Raw genomic sequence first — 16689 nt, forward strand, 5'->3', positions numbered from 1 at the left:
AGTGCGAGGGGCTTCAGCGTACGACTTTGACACCGAAGTGCGTGCCGAGGCCGAGGGCGAGGCCGATGGCGCTGTGCATGTGCGCGTACATCTCCATGCCGCGGGCGGCGACGAGGGGGCCGAGGTCGAGGATGTCGCTCCAGCCGTACGCCTTGAGGAGGGTGGTGACGGTGTGTTTGGCGGTGGCGTCCTCGCCCGCGAGGAACATGGTGTGGTCGCCGTCGCCGATCGCGCCGGGGTCGACGACCGTCGCCTGTTCCTGGGTGACGAAGGACTTGACGACCTTGACGTCCGGCAGGGCGCGCTGGATCTGCTCGGCGAGGCTGTCGGTGTCGCAGGGGTCGAGCTTCGGCATGACGCCCCACGGGGTGGGCCAGGGGTGCTCCGTGGCGTGGTCGTAGAGGTAGGGGACGGCGTAGTCGACGAGGACCTTGCCGGTCAGGGCGTCGGCGATGCCGGTCAGCGCGTCGAGGGCATGGTGGCCGTCGATGCCGTTGATGACGATCTCGTCGGCGGCGCCGGCCGCCTCGCCGAACGGCAGCAAGGTGATGCCGGGGCGGTCGGCGAGGAACTGCCGGTAGGGCGGGTTGCCCATCATGTCCGGCTCGGTGCGGGCCAGCGTGGCCTCGGGGTCGCGGGTGCCGACGTACACCTGGTGGCCGAGTTCGGCGAGCTTGGCGGCGTGGGCGCGGCCACCGCCGCCGGTGCCGAGGACTGCGATCTTCATGAGGTAACTCCTTGTGAGGTGAGGTGAGAGTGGAACGGGCGGCCTTGCGCTACCGGGTCCGCTCGCCGTTGACCCGCCGGTCGATGTCGAGGGTGAGCCGCAGCGCGTCGAGCACGGAGGCCGGGGCGATCTCGTTGACGGCCTCGCCGCGCAGGCAGGCCAGCACGTGGTCGATCATCGCCGCGTACTGGTCGGCGGCCGGCAGCTCCAACTGCCGTGCGCCGTCGGCGGTGTACGCGGTGACGGTGCCGGACGGCTTGCCGTCGAAGCCCATCGTGGAGAGCGACTCCAGCACGCCCCCGGTGAAGGTGGCCGTGTAGCCGCCGCGCGCACCCCAGGCCATGGGCATCAGTGCCGAGACCGAGTCGCGGGCGAACGCGCCGTCGAACCGGAGCGTCGCCTCGATGGAGGCGCTGTCCTCGTCGCGGGCGTGGGTGGTGACGTCGATGCCCTGCGGCCTGCCGAGAGTACGGGTGATGATGTCCATGTCGCTGTGCATGGCCTCCAGCGGCAGGGTCCGCAGGCCCAGGCTGGCGCCTGGCCACAGGGGCGCGGTCAGGTTCCACAGCGTGAGCTGTTCCAGGCGCCCGTAGGTGTTCTCGCGCACGGCGTCGAACAGGGCCCGGTTGGCCGGGACGAACCGCTCGAACATGTCGACGAACACCTGCTTGCCGCTGCGCTCGGCGGCCTCGACGACGCGCCGCGCGTCGGCAAGGTTGTCGGCCATCGGCAGCTCGACCAGCGCGTGCTTGCCGGCTTCCAGCGCCCGCAGCACATGCGAGGCGTGCAGCGGGGTGGGCAGGCAGATGTCGACCAGGTCGAACGAGGCGTCCTCGAACGCCCGGTCCGGGTCGGTGGACGCCTCGAATCCGAACCGCCCCGCCGCCGCGGCGGTCTTCTCCCGGTCGCGGCCGAACACGACCACCTCGACGTCGCCCCGCGCCGCGTACACCGCGGCGTGCGCCTGCCCGAAGCCGGTGCCCAGCAGTGCGATCCTCACGCCGGCACCCGTCCGGCGGTCGGCATCGAGAACAGACCGAAGCGGTTGCCCCGCGGGTCGACGATCCGGGAGTAGACCAGGCCGTCGGGATTGGTGTCCGGGCCGAACTCGACCTTCGCCCCCAGCTCGACCGCCCTGGCGGTGGTGGCCGGCACGTCGGTGACGAGGAAGTCGGGCATCAGGTAGTCGACACCGTCCGCCCCGAGGTCGTACATGCCGCCCGACGGCCACTGGTTGCCGGTGAAGACGTTGTGGTACCGCTTGCCGCCCGCGGTGTCGTCGAACACGAACCGCCAGCCGAACGCCGCGGAGTAGAAGCCCTCCGTGGCCTCGGAGTCGGTGGTACCGACCTCGAACCAGGCGTACGAACCGGGCACCGGCCCGGCCGCCACCGGCTCGTCCTGCTCCCGGACCGGCCCGTCCCCGACGATCGAGAACACGTTGCCCCGCGGATCGGCCATCCGGGCGGACCAAGTCCCGTCCGGGGCCCTGGTCTCCGGGACGACGACGCCCGCGCCCAGCTTCTCCAGCCGCTCCCGGTCCGCGGCGACGTCCGCCGAGACCACGCAGACGCTCACCCGCTCCTCCGGACCGTCGGCGTCCTCGTGGATCGCGCCCATCGGGTACGACGCCCCCGGCGCCGTGATCCGCATGCAGGCGACCGCGCCGACCGACGAGTCCGGGTCGGCGGCGAAGCTCCAGCCGAACAGCGAGCCGTAGAAGTCCCGGACGGCCTGGCCGTCGGCCGTGGCGATCTCGAACCGCACGACGTTCCCCGGGTCCATGAAACCCATGACCATTCCTCCTTCGACAAGGGGGGACCTCCGGCAGGAGACGGCGCACCGTCGCGCACCTGCCGATCGTCACACCCCACGGATCACCCCGCGCGTCCGTCATCGCCGGGTATGTCCACCACGCTAGGAGCCTTTTAGGACAGCTCACGTCCTAGAACGATGGCAATCTGAACGGCATGACCCAGGACATGCCCGCCCGCATGCTGCGCCTGCTCTCCCTCCTCCAGACACGCCGCGAATGGTCCGGCGCCGAACTCGCCACCCGCCTCGGCGTCACCGGCCGCACCGTGCGCCGCGACATCGACCGCCTGCGCGAACTCGGCTACCCCGTCGAAGGCACCACCGGCCACGCCGGCGGCTACCGCCTCGCCGCCGGCACCGACCTGCCACCCCTGCTCCTCGACGACGAGGAAGCCATCGCCGCCGCCGTCGCCCTGCGCACCGCCACCAGCGGCGTCACCGGCATCGAGGACACCGCCCTGCGCGCCCTCACCAAACTGGAACAGGTCTTCCCGGCCCGGCTGCGCCACCGGGTCGCCGCCCTCCAGGCCGTCACCGTGCCGCTCGCGCCGGGCGGCGGCCCCCGGGCCGACCCGGCCGCCCTCGCCACCCTGGCCGCCGCGTGCCGCGACCACGAGATCGTCACCTTCGACCACCGCGCCAAACACGCGACGGACGCCACCGCCCGCCGTGTCGAACCCCACGCCCTGGTCGCCGCGGGAAGCCGCTGGTACCTCGTCGCCTACGACCTCGGCAAGGACGCCTGGCGCACCTTCCGCGTCGACCGCCTCTCCGCCCCCGCACCCACCGGACACCGCGTCCCGGCACGCGAACTGCCCGGCGGTGACCCGGCCGCACACGTCGCCGCCACCATCGCCGCCGCCCCCGCCCGCTACACCGCCCGCGCCACCGTCCCCGAATCCGCCGAAACGGTCCGCGCCCGCACCGGCGCCCTCCCCGACCGCCTCCACGCCCTGGACGCCCACACCACCACCGTCGACCTCTCCGCCGACGACCCCCTCCACATCGCCGCACAACTCCTCACCTTGGGACCGACCGCCACCCTCCACGGGCCGAGCGAACTCGCCCCTCACATCGAAGAGCTGGGGCGACAACTGCTCCGGGCAGCCCGCGCACTCAGCGCAGCAGACGACAAGCAACCAGACCGGTGACCGAGCCCAACCACCCAGACCTCCACAATCGACCAACTCCCTTGACCTGCCGTCCGCTCAGCCGGCGCCGCAGCGCCTGCTGCACCGCATAGCCGAGGTCGAGGCCGCCTCCGAGGACACCTGGCACGCTCCCGCGTACGGCGGCGACACCGTCCACGCCCGCGACCACCACCGCGCCCTGCCGGTCGTGGCCACCACCCTGCCGCTGCTGCGCCGCCACGGGGCCGACGCTCCCGTGTGGCACCGGTTCGGTCGCCGAGGCTGGCACACCCTCACCGACGCGCTCGCAAACCCGGACGGCGACGAGCTGCCGGCTGTCGAGCAGGCCGCGGCGGACCGGGCCCGCCGGGCGCGGGAGGCGGCGGAGCGGGAGCGGCGCCGTCCGGCCTGCCGCCGCTGCTCGGCGCCGTTCTCGGACGAGCGGTGGGAGGAGAAGGAACGGGGCTGGAACGACGACGGGCTGTGCGCCGGCTGCCGCCAGGCCGACGCCGACCGGAAGGCGCGGGAGGCCGCCGAGCGCGAGCGGGCCGCCGCCGAAGCCGCGGCCGCCGAGGCGAAGCGCACCAGCTCCTGGCGGCGCCGGTCCTGACCCGGCTCTGTCCCCGAGCGCAGACAGCTGACCTGCGGTGGGGAGTTTCGCCCCCGGAGCCGGTGAGTTTGCCCCGGTTCGGTGCTGAGTTTTCCTGCTATGCCTGGTGAGTTTCGGGTGCCGGCGCTGGTTGGCAGCCGGTGACAACGGCGGGTGCTCATTTCTCGTCGTTTGACGGGTTCTTCCCGTCGGGCTTGTTTCCGTTTCCGACCCAGGCGGCGTGGAGGCCCGCGAGCGGGGCTGCGAGGACGGCGACGGACTCGGCAGACACGTGTCCTACGCACACCAGCAGGACGGCGGTGCAGAGGATCACCACGAGGGCGATGAGGTCGAGCAGGGTCGGGCGGCGACGCACGGCGATTCTCCTTGGGTCGTAAGGCCTGTGGTCGGGGTTACCCGTGAATCCTCCAAGTGCCATAATTCTTGAACCAGTTGCAACAACGTTGTTCGGCAGATCGGCAAGAATCCGGGGGCCAGGTGGACAGGGAACAGGGTCCTGGAGGCCGTCGGCCGGGCCGTCCTCCCAAAGAACCTGAGGGTCTCCGGCCGGGCATGACGGCGTGGCTGGCGCATCTGACCGATCTCGTCGTCAAGTCTTTCGACACGAGGGGTGCGGCGGCCAGGGCCCTCAACCTCCATGAGAGCGAACTGTCCCGGCGCCTGACTGGCACAAAGCTCCCCGACATCGGCTTCGTTCACCAGGTACACATGGTCTGCGTTCACCGTTATCGCGGGGAGATGCCGTCCCAGGCGGATTCCGAGCGGCTCCTCTTGGGGGCCCTCGAAGAAGTGGACCTGCGCCGCTACAGGGTTTCCAAGCGGGTGGTCGACGCCGAGGAGGAACGCGGTCGTCTGGCTGACCGGGCCGTACGCGCGGAGGCACGGGTTGCGCAGCTAGAGGGGGAGTTGGGAGCGGAGCGGGAGTCGGCGGACCAGCTCGCGGGGCGGCTTCGGCGCGCTCTCGATGAGCGCGGTCGTCTGGCTGACCGGGCCGTACGCGCGGAGGCACGGGTTGCGCGGCTAGAGCGGGAGCTGGTGGTCGAGCGGGAATCGGCGGACCAGCTTGCAAGGCAGCTTGAGCGATCCCTCGACCACATTGGTCAGGCCGCGGCCCTTCGGCGGGAGATTTCGAACCTCGGAGTGAGACCCGGGCAGATCCTGCTGGTGCATGTGGGTCCGGTCGACATGGACCGTTACAGGGCGCAGAGTCTGGCACTCGCGCTCTTCGAGGCCCTGGGGCCGGATGGAACACTGGTCGTCTCCACCGCCACGCCGGAGAACTCGAAAGCCTTCTACGAGCCACTCGCCGGCGACCAGGACGCACTCGTGCGGCAAATGTTCATGGACGCTGTGCCTGCCTTCGATCCCGCGACAACCCCGTCGTCGCCGACCCTAAGCGCTCTTTCCGAGGTCGTCCGGACCACTCCGGGAGCGCTGCGAAGCAGCCACCCGCAGGCGTCGTTCGCTGCGGTGGGCCCCTGGGCGGCCCGAATCGTGGGTGACCACCCGGCTGGCTCCGCTTTTGGATGGAGGTCGCCCATTGCTTCGGCCTACCAGCTGGACGCCCGGGTTCTCATCATTGGTGGCCCGCTGCGGGACTTCCCGGCGTACTACCTTGCCGACCACTTCGTGCCCGAGCCCGCAAGAGCGCGTCAGACCTGCAAGGTTCTCGACGCCGACGGCTGGGTCAGCTTCGACGAGGTCAACCACGCTGGCATCCACACACCGGAACTGGACAAGGAACTCCAGCAGGCACTCCACACGGAACTCGGTCCGCGCACCGGCCGGGTCGGCCCCTACGAGGCGTACCTGCTGCCGCTCCGCGAGAGCGTCGAAATCGTGGCCGACCGCCTTGCCCAGGCCTCGCCGTCGACAACCTGATCCATGAGTCTCACCTCACCGACACCACCACGACCGGCCTGCTGCTGCGTCCCGGCGATGACCGGCGCGTCCTACCAGTGGCGCTGACGTCCCGCGCGCATGGCTTCGGCGGCAGGCCACCTGCGGCTCCCGCTCGCCGCCGTCTACAGCTCCGTCCACCCGCACGCCCGCCCACCCCGGGCACCGATCGGGTGCCATACGGGCGCGGACGGTCCGCGCTGCACGAGGTCCTCGATGCGGGCGGCGCCGGCCGGGATGGCGGTGAGCAGCTCGGCGACGGTCGGGTTCTCCTCGACGGCGAGGCACAGGTCCGCCACCGCGCCGCGCACCCCGGCGGTCGCCGTCCCGACCAGCACCACCACCAGCAGCCGCGGGAACGCTCGCCGGCGCCGTTCCCATGCCCGGTCCCGGCCGCCTTCGCCCGCCTGCTCCCACAAGGCGGCGCAGGCCGCCAGCTGCGCCGCGGTCTCCTCGGCGGCGACCTCGGGGCGGTGGCGTTCGACGAACGCCCGCAGCCGGTGCCGCTCCTCGCCGGCGCCCGCGGTCGTCGCCGCTGTCCCGAGGCCTGCTGGCCCTCGCGCGGCCGCGCCGCGCGAGGCGTTGCCGTCGGGCGTTGTCGGTCGTGGTGCTGCGCCGGGTCGCCTGCAGCACCGCCTGGTCGCCGTCCCGCTCGTCGCTCTCGCCGTCCTGCCGCTCGCCGCCTGTGCTGCCTGGCTGGTGCTGCGTCCGGCTTTCACATCTCGTCGACGGGGAGCGTCGTGAAGACGGTCTTCGGGTTCCAGGCTGTGCCGGCGTGGGTGATTAGGGCGTGGATGAGTTGCCTGCGCTCTCGTTCGGTCGTGGGGCCGAGAACGCAGACCGGGACGCGAGTCCTGGGGTCCATGGGGAGGTACCGGACCGGGTAGGCCCTGGCGTACTGCTCCCTCGCTCAGCCCTCTGGACACCGTCGGGATCGTACGCACGGCCGACCCTGCGTCAGGGCGCCGGCCTGCTTTGCGGCTGGACAGAGCAGAGCCTGGATGGCACGGGAAGCACGCGAGCCGATGGACTCCTTGGCCTCGCGGCGGCGAATTCCGCCGGTGCCTCGGGGGAGGGGGTTACCGACAGCGCTCGCCCCACCGGGCCGGGGCGGCACACGTCCCCGCCCCGGCCGGTCAGGCCCGGCAGCGGGCGGCACTGGTCTTCGCCGTGTGGCTGTTCTCCGCTGCCGTCGCGACGTGCCCGGGCGGGGAGAACCTGCGGACCGCTGAGTGCAGAGCCCATTCCAAGGGGCCCCGGTACAGGGGGGTGTGCCGCCACAGGTTGCCGCCAGGCGGTGCAGACGAGGAGGGCCGTTCTGGGCAACGCCGGCCTGCTCGTCCACGGCACCGCCGAACGCCGCGACGGCGCCGTCAACCTCGTCGCCACCCGCCTCACCCCGCTCGTCCTCGCCCCGGCACCCGAAGCTGGGACTTCCGATGACCCCCGCCCACACCCCACGACCGGTACCCGGCGACACCGCCACCCCGGACCCGATGACCCTCCCGCACGGCGCGGGATACAGTCACCCCCCGAACGACCGAGAGGGCATCATGGCCGACACCACCACGACCCGCTCCCGAATCGGCCGGCCCAAAGGCGTCCGCACCGACGGCGACGGGCTCACCGAGCGCCAGCGCCGCGTCATCGACGTGATCCGGGATTCCGTCCAGCGCCGGGGCTACCCGCCGTCCATGCGCGAGATCGGCCAGGCCGTCGGCCTGTCCAGCACCTCCTCGGTCGCCCACCAGGTCAAGGCCCTGGAGCGCAAGGGCTTCCTGTACTGCGACCTGCACCGCCCCCGCGCCTACCGCGTCTGGGACGACCGCCAGACCGAAACCGCAGACACGGCTACCAGCTCCGCTGTCTCGAATGTGCCGCTGGTGGGCCGGATCGCCGCCGGCGGTCCGATCCTGGCCGAGCAGACGGTCGAGGACGTCTTCCCGCTGCCGCGCCAACTGGTCGGCGAGGGCGAGCTGTTCGCGCTCACCGTGCGCGGCGACTCGATGATCGAGGCGGCCATCTGCGACGGCGACTGGTCACCGTGCGCGGCCAGCCGGTCGCCGAGAACGGCGACATCGTGGCCGCGATGATCGACGGCGAGGCCACCGTCAAGCGGCTCAAGCGCGAGGACGGCCGGATCTGGCTGATGCCGCACAACCCCGCCTACGAGCCGATCAACGGCGACAACGCGACCATCCTGGGCAAGGTGGTGGCGGTCCTGCGCCGTCTCTGAACGGGTCCGCCCGCCGTACCGGCCGGGATCAGCTCGACGCCCGCCGGAACCAGGTGTACTCCTCCACCACCGCGCCGCTGGCGACACCATCACCACCACCCTCTACGCCGCGATCGACAGCCCAAGTTCAAGCACTGGATCGACGCCGACGGCAACGGCTGCAACACCAGGCAGGAAGTCCTCATCAACCAGGCCGTCGAGAAGCCCACGATCGGCCTCAAGTACGCACTGACCGGCGGCGTCTGGCTCTCCCCGTACGACAACCTCGTCCTGAACGACTCGAAGCAACTCGACGTGGACCACGTCGAACCCCTCGCCGAGGCCTGGGACAGCGGAGCCTCGAACTGGACTCCGAAGGAACGCGAGCGGTACGCCAAGACCTCGACGAGCCGTGAGCACTGCTCGCCGTCTCCGCGAAGGCCAACCGGTCGAAGGCCGACAAGGACCCGGCTGACTGGATGCCGCCGGCCGCGAGCTTCGCCTGCACCTACATCACCGACTGGACGGCGGTGAAGACCCGCTGAGGCCTGAGCATCGACCAGCGCGAGGCCAGCGCCCTGCACCGGATCGCGTCCGGCTGCGACGACGAGCTCCAGGTCGTGCTCGCCCGATAGCCCCGGCTCAACGCGTTGTGCCCCCACCCCGCTCCGGGGTGGGGGCACCGTGAATTATCAGGCCAGGTCGCCAAAACGGGCCGACACCAATCGGGACGCTGCCTGCGCAGCGCCCCGATTGGTGTCACCGGCGAGTTCGACTATCGAACCTCTCCGCGCCATTCGGCACCGAAGTTGTCCGTCTGCCGAATGATCTTTTCCGGAGCCGGCGGAGCCGGCCAGCACTGCAGCAGGTAGAAGTCACACGGGTCGTCGTCGAGGAGGGTGTCTGTGGCGTGCCCGATGTCCCGCTGGCGTGCGTGGACGCGCAGGCGGTAGGTCCCCGGCCCCGCACTTGTCAGCGCTGGCGCGCCCTCCAGCGGTCCGTAGTCCAGAGACCATGCCTGCAGGGTTCCCGAGCGAGAGAGGACCGAGACCTCGGCCACCTCCTCCCAGACGTCGTCGGCCGCTCCAGGCTCAGCGTCAAGAGGCTCGACGGACACCATGATGGTGCCGGTGTGAAGGCCGCTCAGAACGAGGCAGCCGCTGTGGTTCGCGGCGACCAGTCCGTTGGGCGCGGAATCGGGCAGCTCGGTGATGTCGATGCCGAACTCCATGACCCAGAACTGGTGGCGGTCGGTAGAGAGAGGTGCGGTGTGCAGCATGGCAGGATCCTAGTTCGAGCGGCTTAGGCAATGACGGAAACCCAGAACTCGTCGTTGTCGAGGATCCGATTCTTTGTATAAGTACCCTTCAGGTAAGCGGCGTTGCCTGCCGTACTGTTCTGGGTGGCGTCAACCATTCGCGCGCTGAACGGGCCCCCATACTTCGCTCCCTGCTTGGTGGAGGCCATCGGGTATTCGTCGCAGCTCTTGCCGGCAGGGCGCGGCGTCGAGGGCGGGCATGCGATTGCGCGGCTCTGCCTGTTGGTGGTTTCGTTAGTCTCGCGGCGAAGGGGCGTGCCGTCGCCACGTCGACCGGGATGCCCCGGGAGCAACTGCTGTGCGTCGGCGACGTGCTGAGCGACCTCGGCGACCTTCGGGTCGCTCAGGGACAGAGTGAACGTGGGTACAAACGAAGGGAAGACGCATCCGGCTCCCTGGGCCGAGATCTTGTTGTCGCACCGGACCGGCGGCGAGTTCTCGGTGAACGGGCGTGCTACTGTCCCCGGCTCGGTTGGCGTGAACGAGAAGTTGATCGCCGAGGTGTTCTCCGTCGTCGTGGAGTCCGTGAAGATGGCCTGCCCCACAGCCCGCGTCCCCACTACGGCCGGGATGTTCACGAGACTGGGCTGGACCCTGCTGGTACAGGTTCCGCTGCAGGTTGCACCCACGGTGATCGTGAGCCCTGCGATGCTGGCGTTTCCGTCGTAGGAGAGGAACTCGACGGTGATGTCGTCGGTGTACGTGGTCCCGAGGTAGTTGAGCTTGATGTCGTGGCTCGTGATGAACTTCAGGGACCCGCGGGTCTGCCCGATGGTGATCGGAAGAGTCCGCAGGACTTTGTCGCAGGCGAAGGTGCGGTTGAACTGGTTGCTTCCCGGCGCGACGCACGGCGAGGGGGTGGGGCCCGCCGCAGCCTGCGCTGCGGTCGCCGGACCGGCCAGAAGGGAAGCTGTGGCTATCGCTGCTGCGGTCAGAGCACGACCAAATCGGAATTTGAGCATATCCGCCCCTAGATCTCGACTGCATTTAACAATGAGGGCGTCCCCTTGCTCCGGGCCGTAGCGAGAATTCCTCTTGCCGCCGGAGCCACCCTTGACTGTCCACGAACATATGATGCTCAGTCAGCTTAAGGCAAATCCCCAAAGCAGACCCTGGCGGGCAGTCAGATCATGGCGCCCGAGGACGTGAAGGCAACACGATGGCGAACGGAGGCTGGCCCTCGCAAGGCTCCGAAGCGTGCCTTCGGGGGTGCCTTTGGAGGTTGCTCGGACGGGCGGACATGACTGCGCCCCGCCGCACTTGGGGCGCAGCCCTGCAGGCGGTCACGCGCGGCCGCCGACGGAGTTGGACGCCCACAGCCGGACGCCCGGGTGACCACCCCTCCGTGGCGGGGAACGCTACGCCTGCGGAATCCGGGCGTCCAGATGCGCGGTCTCGGCTCCTGCTAGTCGAGGTAGGGCGGGAACTCGCGGTCCAGATAGCCGGCCATGTGCTGCCTGTCAGTCACGCGAGGCATGCTCCGCACCGCATCCAAGAGAGCGTCGGGATGAACGACGAGCACGCCACGACATCGCAGCCTCAGCCCCCAGAACACCACGCCGTGAACGACCACCAGTACGGAGGGCCTGACGAGCATGTCCGGCTCGACCCTGCTGGCCTCCTTCAACACAGGCACCACGGCGATCTTCGACCGGTCGACCCCGTTGTAGAGAAGCTGCTGCTCGTCTGCGGTGGGCCTGACGACAGCACCCGCCACCGGCCTCCACTTCTTCGAGTCGATCAGCACCACCTGGCCCCGCGGGCCGATCGCGATGTGGTCGAGGTTCGCTGAGGAGTCCCTAATCCGACGGTCGTGGAGGATCGTCCAGCCCTCGTCTTCCAAGGCAGAGAGGATTCGGCCCGTCGCTTCTTCCCCTTCGGCACCAAGCTCGTAGTTGTCGGCCTCCCTGAGGTCCTTCTCCGTGGGAGCGGCCCAGCGACGCTTCTCGGTCCGGGGTAGCTTTGGCTTCGATTGCGCCGGCTGGCCGATCGGCATGCTCAGGACGACGACGAACACCACGATCGCCGCGACGAGGGCCATGAGCGCACTGACGTAGAGGCCAGCCAGTGCGGCGATCACTGCCCAGCCAGCGGACTGCTTCGCGGTCGGGCGCCGGGATCCTGGGGATTCAGCAGGCTGCGCGTGTGTCGCCGTCTCCCACGTGGCCTTCCCTGCGCGCAACTGTGCAGCCTGATGGCGCGCGCTGGCTCCAGGGACGTTGGCGCGCGTGCTGGGGTGGCTGTTCGTCGTCATGGCGGGCAGTGTGTCACCAGGGAGTGACAAAAGGTCACCGAATTTCGATGCCGACGAAGGTGAGCTCGTGACTCAAGCACGTGCGCCTCGCGAGCATGCAGCTCATCTGACCGCAATTGGCAGGCCCACTCGCACGGTGAGCCCTGCCGTAAACCCCGAAGCTGCGCCCGCCACTCAAACCACGCCCGCCGGTAGTCCGCCGTGGTTTCGAAGTCCGTCGTCCACGGCTGCGGCGGCACCTTCGGAGGGAATCGCGGGTTCCATGGCCGGCCGTTCCGCTGTGCAGGCAGGCCGTCTTTGTTGAACAGCGGCAGCTCGGCCCGGACGGCGGCCCGCTCGGCTTGCTCCGCGTGGCCCATGCCGCAGTCCAGCCACTCGACTGCGGTCGCGCCCTCGTCGACCTCAGGCCACCACGGCATCGTCTTGGCGTGCTCCCGGAAACGCCGAACCGGGTGTGTGGTGATTCCGATGTACAGCAGCTCGCCGTCGCGATCGACGGTCCGGCCGTCCACGTCGGTCGGGTCGGCCTCGGCCCGCGTCGCCAGCGACTGTGCCAGCGCGAGGGCTTCATCGCTGAGGCGCCCGAAGTGTCGAGCGGTGTGTCCCAGGCGCAGGCTGGCCAGCCCGAGCATCGGACTGCCCGACACGGCCCGCGTCCCGACTTGCAGACACCAGTGCTCGACGAAATCCGCGTCGTCGTCGTTCAACGCGGTTCCGACCAGCAGTTCCGCCGCCTCGCCTTCCGCCGAGCGGTTGCGCAGAGCCTGCTCCAGCGTCTCGATCACCACCTCGTGAGGCAGCGCAGGAGGGTTCCCGAAGCTCAGATGAGAGTGCACTCCGTGAGACTGTGCGGACCCTGTCCAACAGCTACCTGCCACCACCCTGCCCGGCAGGACGGTGCGAACGTTGCCTGATGCGGCAGTTGCCAGGTCGCCAGGTCGCCGTCCGGCTCCGATGGCCGTGGATCGTAGACGGGTGAGAGCGCCGGTCCAGGGGGTTCCGGAGGCGAACCCGGACGGCGGGATCGGGACTCGGCGACCGCGAAAGCGGCGGACCCTACACGGTCTGGCGGCAGGTCAACCCCCGTCTGACCTGCGGAGACGGACGGCTGGAGCAACGGCTGTGGCCTCGGCCCCGTAATTTCGGGGCCGAGGCCACAGGTGCGGTGCCGCCCCTGCCTTCCAGCCGGGCGGCACCGGTCAGAGTCCCGGCGCGACGGCCTCGCCGTCGGCTCGGACGACGGCGACGACGTGCTGGTGGTACTCGGCGAGGGACTGGTCGACGGGCAGGGGAGTGGGGGTGCCGGCGAGGGTGTACCACTCGTCGGCGCCGCGGTACTGGACCGCGATCCAGACCTGCCCGTCGGGGAAGGAGGTGGTTACGACGGTCAGCTCACCGGTGACGCAGCCGACCTCCTCGGTCATCACCCCGCTGGGCCCGGCCATCACGTGGTCCTGGTGGCGCTCGGCGTCCGGCGGCTGGGTCACTGGTCGCAGGTGTCGAGCATGTCGGAGAGGGCCTGCTTCTCGGTGTCGGTGGTGCTGAGGCCGTAGATGTACTTGATGTCGGTCCAGGCGCGGGAGTAGGTGCACCAGTAGGCGATGGACGGCGGGCGCCAGGCGTCGGGTCCCTTGTCGCCCTTGGCGCGGTTGGAGGCGGCGGAGACGGCGATCAGCTGGGAGTGGGTCAGGTCGTTGGCGAAGGCGCGGCGCTTGTCGGTGGTCCAGGTGTCGGCGCCTGCCCTCCACGAGGCGGCGAGCGGAACCAGGTGGTCGATGTCGAGCGCTTTGGCGTCGGTGAAGGTCTTGTTGTCGTAGAGGCTGAGCCAGGTGCCGGCGACGGCGCGGCACTGGGCGTCCTGGACGACGTTCTGGCCGTCTCTCTGGAGCACGACCTCGCGGGTGTCGCAGGTGCCGTACTGGGTGATCCAGTGCGGGAATTTCTGCCTGCTGTACCCGTCCATGCTGTGCGGGGCTTCGACGGTGAGCTGGTTGAGTTCGGTCCGGGCCTGCTCGGCGGGCGGGGGTTCGGGCATCGCCCGGTGCGGGGAGGCGAGCGCTGTCGACGGCGCAGCGGTCGGGGCTGCTGCTGCGGCCGGGACGGCGGCGGGGATCAGGGCGATGGCGAGCGCGGCGACGGTGGTGGCGCTGCGGCGCCACCAGGCAGAGGTGATCATGCGGTAGGAGCTACCCGCCAACGCCGCTCGGTAGACGAACAGTCACCTGATGGTCGGCGTGGCGTGCTTGACGTTGACGGGAGGCCGGGTTGCGGTCCGTGCTTCGAGGCAGGCGGTCCAGTCGGTGGCCGCGCGCCGGCGCCACTTCTCGGCGGTACCGATGTGGAGGTCGAGGAGCGGGGCGAGGACCGCTGGCGGCATGTCCTGGGCCAGGTGGACGAGAGCGGAGGCCTGGCCCGGCCGGTTGGGGATGCCGTGGGCGGCGAGTCGCCAGGTGCCGTGGTCGCAGCGGTCGAGCGAGCTGTTTCGCACCAAGGTCCGCGACAACGATCCGGCCCTCGCCGACCGGGAGCCGGCCGACCGCACGGTGCACTGGTGGCGCCGCACCTGGCCCGGCCACACCCGTGCTGGGTACCCGTCGGTTGCCCTGGTCGTCACCGACGCCGGACCCCTCGCCCTGGCCAACCGGCAGGAGGCCGTCGCCGATCTGTCGGCGGAGTGCTGGCACGGGTCTTGGTGGACCGCCCGGCTGCGCGCAACGACGGTGACGGCTGGCGCGAGTACGACGACGCCGTGCCTATCGTCGTGACCACCCCGGAGCTGACCACCCAGGCCCGCCGGCCAGCCTCCGACAGTTCGAACATGCGCTAATTTCTGCGAACTGATGTGCCTTGTACGGCAGTTCATGGAGAATCCCTACGGGCTTCCGACGACGGTGGCCTGCGGCACCCCGGACATGGGCCCACCAGCTCGCTCAGCCAACGAGGGAGAACAGCATGCGCACCAGGAAGAGTGTTGCGGCTCTGGCCATTGCCACCGCGGCGACGGTCGGCGTCGGCGTCGTCGGCACCGGCACCGCGGCCGCCACCGACAGCGGCTCCGACAGTGCCACCAGCGTCGGCGGCTCGTGGTATCAGGTCTGGGCGAACGGCAATCTGTGGGGTGTCCACGTCAACGTCGGCCACACCGACGAACGGTTCGTCCTCGCTGCCGGGGACGTCTGTGGCAACCACTGGCCCCCCACCGCTCAGGCCACGACCTGGAACGACGTGAATGACCCCTGGCTGAACAACTACTCGGGCGGCTTCTCGTGCGACGTGGCATGGATGAGCCTGTACCCGACCGATGGCGGAATTCAGGACGGCCGGACAGTCACCCGGTGATCCTCCACGGCGGAAGCGACATCTCGCTGCCAGGCGACATGCCCGGCTGCTGACGCCGAGCCTGCGACGGCGCCGGCCCCGGACACGGGGCGGCGCCGCGTGCCCGGCGTGGATCCGGTGGACTCCCGGCCGCGGACGACGGAGCGGCCGCGGGTCGGGGCTGGTGGCCGGTGTTGCCAAGACCACGCGGCGCCTCGGGCGTGCCGGGTTGGTGATGGGCTGTCGGGGCCGCGAAGCTGTCGTCCATGCGTATGCGTATTTCTTCTCCGGTCCTGCGGCGGGCCGCGTGCGGTGCGGGCGTTGTGCTGCTCGCGGGCCCGCTGATCGGCGGCTGCTCGAAGCCGGCCGGCCACGCCGCGGACGCGAAGCCCGCCCCGCCCGTCTCCCAGCCCGAGGTGTGGCCGGGGCCGGCGCCGTCGTCGGCCCCGGCGGCGCGGGCCGAGCTGGCGGCGTTGACCGTCGCCGCGGCCAGACCGATGACCGGGTACTCCAGGGACCGGTTCCCGCACTGGGCCGCCCAGGGTCAGTCCTGCGACACCCGCGAGAGCGTGCTCAAGCGCGACGGGCAGGCGGTGGTTGCCGACGCCCAGTGCAAGCCCACCTCCGGCACCTGGGTCAGCCCCTACGACGGCCTGACCTTCACCGACGCCAACAAGCTGGACATTGACCACGTCGTCCCGCTCGCCGCCGCCTGGCGCGCCGGCGCCGACAGCTGGACCGACGACCAGCGCAAGGCCCTGGCCAACGACCTGACCCGCCCCCAGCTGCTCGCGGTGTCCGCCGCCTCCAACCGCAGCAAGGGCGACCAGACCCCCGACCAGTGGAAGCCGCCGTCCCAGTCGGCCTGGTGCTCCTACGCGAAGGCCTGGACGGACGTGAAGGCCTTCTACAGGCTGACCGTCACCGACCCGGAGAAGACCGCCCTCGGCCAGATGCTCGACACCTGCCCGGCGGGATCATGACCACCCCCGACCAGCCCGCCTCCGCCCCCGGGACCGAGCCGCTCGTCACCACCGGCATCACCGCCGGGCCCGGCGGCGTCATGACCGTCGACGTCGGCGTCATCACCGGCGACCTCACCCTGCGCACCACCTGGAACGGCCGGCAGGTGCTGCTGGACGTGCAGTACGACGGGGCCGACGAGTGGTACACCGTCCAGGACAGCCCCGTTCCGGCCCCGGACCAGGCGTCTGCCCTGGCCGTCCACGAGGCGATGATCGCGGTCATGGAACGCGGAGGCGGGAGCGGAGCGGAAGGGCCGGCCTGAGCCCGCACGTTCCCTTCAACGCCTCGTGGCCGAGCGTCCGCGGCGGGGCTCGGGGTGGTGGGCTCGGGGTGGCCGCCGGGGCTGGCGTCATCGCCGTGCCGGTCCCGGCGAACGG

Annotated in this window: 19 protein-coding genes and 1 pseudogene; 7 read left to right on the forward strand and 13 right to left on the reverse strand. The window is 70.4% G+C overall.

The window, feature by feature from the left end; all coding sequences use genetic code 11:
• Positions 1 to 13: 13 nt before the first annotated feature.
• Genes ACFVSN_RS30795 through ACFVSN_RS30805 form a run of 3 tightly spaced genes read right to left on the reverse strand, consistent with a single transcriptional unit; the run spans position 14 to position 2521 of the window.
• Positions 14 to 727 (reverse strand): NADPH-dependent F420 reductase, encoded by a 714-nt coding sequence (locus tag ACFVSN_RS30795; RefSeq protein WP_387956973.1) that lies wholly within the window; start codon positions 725 to 727, stop codon positions 14 to 16.
• Between the two features lie 49 nt (positions 728 to 776).
• Positions 777 to 1727 (reverse strand): Gfo/Idh/MocA family protein, encoded by a 951-nt coding sequence (locus tag ACFVSN_RS30800; RefSeq protein ID WP_387956974.1) that lies wholly within the window; start codon positions 1725 to 1727, stop codon positions 777 to 779.
• Complete coding sequence (locus ACFVSN_RS30805) at positions 1724 to 2521, reverse strand: VOC family protein (protein ID WP_387956975.1); 798 nt, start codon at positions 2519 to 2521, stop codon at positions 1724 to 1726. Before ACFVSN_RS30805 ends, ACFVSN_RS30800 begins: the two co-directional genes overlap by 4 nt.
• 176 nt (positions 2522 to 2697) lie before the next feature.
• Between ACFVSN_RS30805 and ACFVSN_RS30810 the strand changes: the two genes are divergently transcribed.
• Together ACFVSN_RS30810 and ACFVSN_RS30815 are read left to right on the forward strand one after the other, a co-directional pair.
• Positions 2698 to 3693, forward strand: coding sequence for a helix-turn-helix transcriptional regulator (locus ACFVSN_RS30810; protein WP_387956976.1), 996 nt, complete (start codon positions 2698 to 2700; stop codon positions 3691 to 3693).
• Between the two features lie 187 nt (positions 3694 to 3880).
• Positions 3881 to 4282 (forward strand): hypothetical protein, encoded by a 402-nt coding sequence (locus ACFVSN_RS30815; protein ID WP_387956977.1) that lies wholly within the window; start codon positions 3881 to 3883, stop codon positions 4280 to 4282.
• A 157-nt stretch (positions 4283 to 4439) separates the two neighbouring features.
• On the opposite strand, the gene ACFVSN_RS30820 is transcribed toward ACFVSN_RS30815, so the two are convergent.
• Positions 4440 to 4637 carry a hypothetical protein gene (locus tag ACFVSN_RS30820; RefSeq protein ID WP_387956978.1) on the reverse strand — a complete coding sequence of 66 codons (198 nt, stop codon included), beginning with the start codon at positions 4635 to 4637 and terminating at the stop codon, positions 4440 to 4442.
• A 197-nt stretch (positions 4638 to 4834) separates the two neighbouring features.
• Here ACFVSN_RS30820 and ACFVSN_RS30825 point away from each other — a divergent pair, with 197 nt between their 5' ends.
• A complete protein-coding gene (locus ACFVSN_RS30825) occupies positions 4835 to 6163 on the forward strand; it encodes an AAC(3) family N-acetyltransferase (RefSeq protein WP_387956979.1) in 1329 nt (442 codons plus the stop codon).
• A gap of 143 nt (positions 6164 to 6306) precedes the next feature.
• Here ACFVSN_RS30825 and ACFVSN_RS30830 read toward each other — a convergent pair whose 3' ends face one another.
• Positions 6307 to 6900, reverse strand: coding sequence for a hypothetical protein (locus tag ACFVSN_RS30830; protein ID WP_387956980.1), 594 nt, complete (start codon positions 6898 to 6900; stop codon positions 6307 to 6309).
• Between the two features lie 855 nt (positions 6901 to 7755).
• Between ACFVSN_RS30830 and lexA the strand changes: the two are divergent.
• Positions 7756 to 8417, forward strand: a pseudogene (gene lexA, locus ACFVSN_RS30835) (transcriptional repressor LexA); the annotation flags it as partial.
• A 102-nt stretch (positions 8418 to 8519) separates the two neighbouring features.
• On the opposite strand, the gene ACFVSN_RS30840 reads toward lexA, so the two are convergent.
• The 8 genes from ACFVSN_RS30840 to ACFVSN_RS30875 form a co-directional block, all read right to left on the reverse strand.
• The gene (locus ACFVSN_RS30840) at positions 8520 to 8720 is read right to left on the reverse strand and encodes a hypothetical protein (RefSeq protein ID WP_387956981.1); all 201 of its coding nucleotides are present in this window, start codon (positions 8718 to 8720) and stop codon (positions 8520 to 8522) included.
• 451 nt (positions 8721 to 9171) lie between these two features.
• Complete coding sequence (locus tag ACFVSN_RS30845; protein WP_387956982.1) at positions 9172 to 9675, reverse strand: hypothetical protein; 504 nt, start codon at positions 9673 to 9675, stop codon at positions 9172 to 9174.
• 23 nt (positions 9676 to 9698) lie between these two features.
• On the reverse strand, positions 9699 to 10676 hold the full coding sequence (locus ACFVSN_RS30850; protein WP_387956984.1) for a NucA/NucB deoxyribonuclease domain-containing protein: 978 nt from the start codon (positions 10674 to 10676) through the stop codon (positions 9699 to 9701).
• Between the two features lie 443 nt (positions 10677 to 11119).
• The gene (locus tag ACFVSN_RS30855; RefSeq protein ID WP_387956985.1) at positions 11120 to 11968 is read right to left on the reverse strand and encodes a nuclease-related domain-containing protein; all 849 of its coding nucleotides are present in this window, start codon (positions 11966 to 11968) and stop codon (positions 11120 to 11122) included.
• A complete protein-coding gene (locus tag ACFVSN_RS30860) occupies positions 11965 to 12753 on the reverse strand; it encodes a hypothetical protein (RefSeq protein WP_387956986.1) in 789 nt (262 codons plus the stop codon). The genes ACFVSN_RS30855 and ACFVSN_RS30860 overlap by 4 nt, the downstream gene beginning before the upstream one ends.
• Before the next feature lie 414 nt (positions 12754 to 13167).
• Entirely contained in the window at positions 13168 to 13455 is a 288-nt protein-coding gene (locus tag ACFVSN_RS30865; protein ID WP_387956987.1) for a hypothetical protein, read from the reverse strand.
• Positions 13452 to 14144: a DUF1524 domain-containing protein gene (locus tag ACFVSN_RS30870; protein WP_387956988.1), complete on the reverse strand. Its 693-nt coding sequence runs from the start codon at positions 14142 to 14144 to the stop codon at positions 13452 to 13454. Before ACFVSN_RS30870 ends, ACFVSN_RS30865 begins: the two co-directional genes overlap by 4 nt.
• A gap of 42 nt (positions 14145 to 14186) precedes the next feature.
• Positions 14187 to 14456 carry a hypothetical protein gene (locus tag ACFVSN_RS30875; RefSeq protein WP_387956989.1) on the reverse strand — a complete coding sequence of 90 codons (270 nt, stop codon included), beginning with the start codon at positions 14454 to 14456 and terminating at the stop codon, positions 14187 to 14189.
• A gap of 464 nt (positions 14457 to 14920) precedes the next feature.
• On the opposite strand from ACFVSN_RS30875, the gene ACFVSN_RS30880 reads away from it, so the two are divergent.
• The 3 genes from ACFVSN_RS30880 to ACFVSN_RS30890 all read left to right on the forward strand — a co-directional run bounded on the left by ACFVSN_RS30880 (position 14921) and on the right by ACFVSN_RS30890 (position 16574).
• Entirely contained in the window at positions 14921 to 15307 is a 387-nt protein-coding gene (locus ACFVSN_RS30880) for a hypothetical protein (RefSeq protein WP_387956990.1), read from the forward strand.
• A gap of 245 nt (positions 15308 to 15552) precedes the next feature.
• Entirely contained in the window at positions 15553 to 16269 is a 717-nt protein-coding gene (locus ACFVSN_RS30885) for an HNH endonuclease family protein (RefSeq protein ID WP_387956991.1), read from the forward strand.
• A complete protein-coding gene (locus ACFVSN_RS30890; protein ID WP_387956992.1) occupies positions 16266 to 16574 on the forward strand; it encodes a hypothetical protein in 309 nt (102 codons plus the stop codon). Before ACFVSN_RS30885 ends, ACFVSN_RS30890 begins: the two co-directional genes overlap by 4 nt.
• The last annotated feature ends 115 nt before the right edge of the window (positions 16575 to 16689 follow it).

The sequence above is a fragment of the Kitasatospora sp. NPDC057904 genome, assembly GCF_042887925.1.
In the GTDB taxonomy this organism is placed as follows: Bacteria; Actinomycetota; Actinomycetes; order Streptomycetales; family Streptomycetaceae; genus Kitasatospora.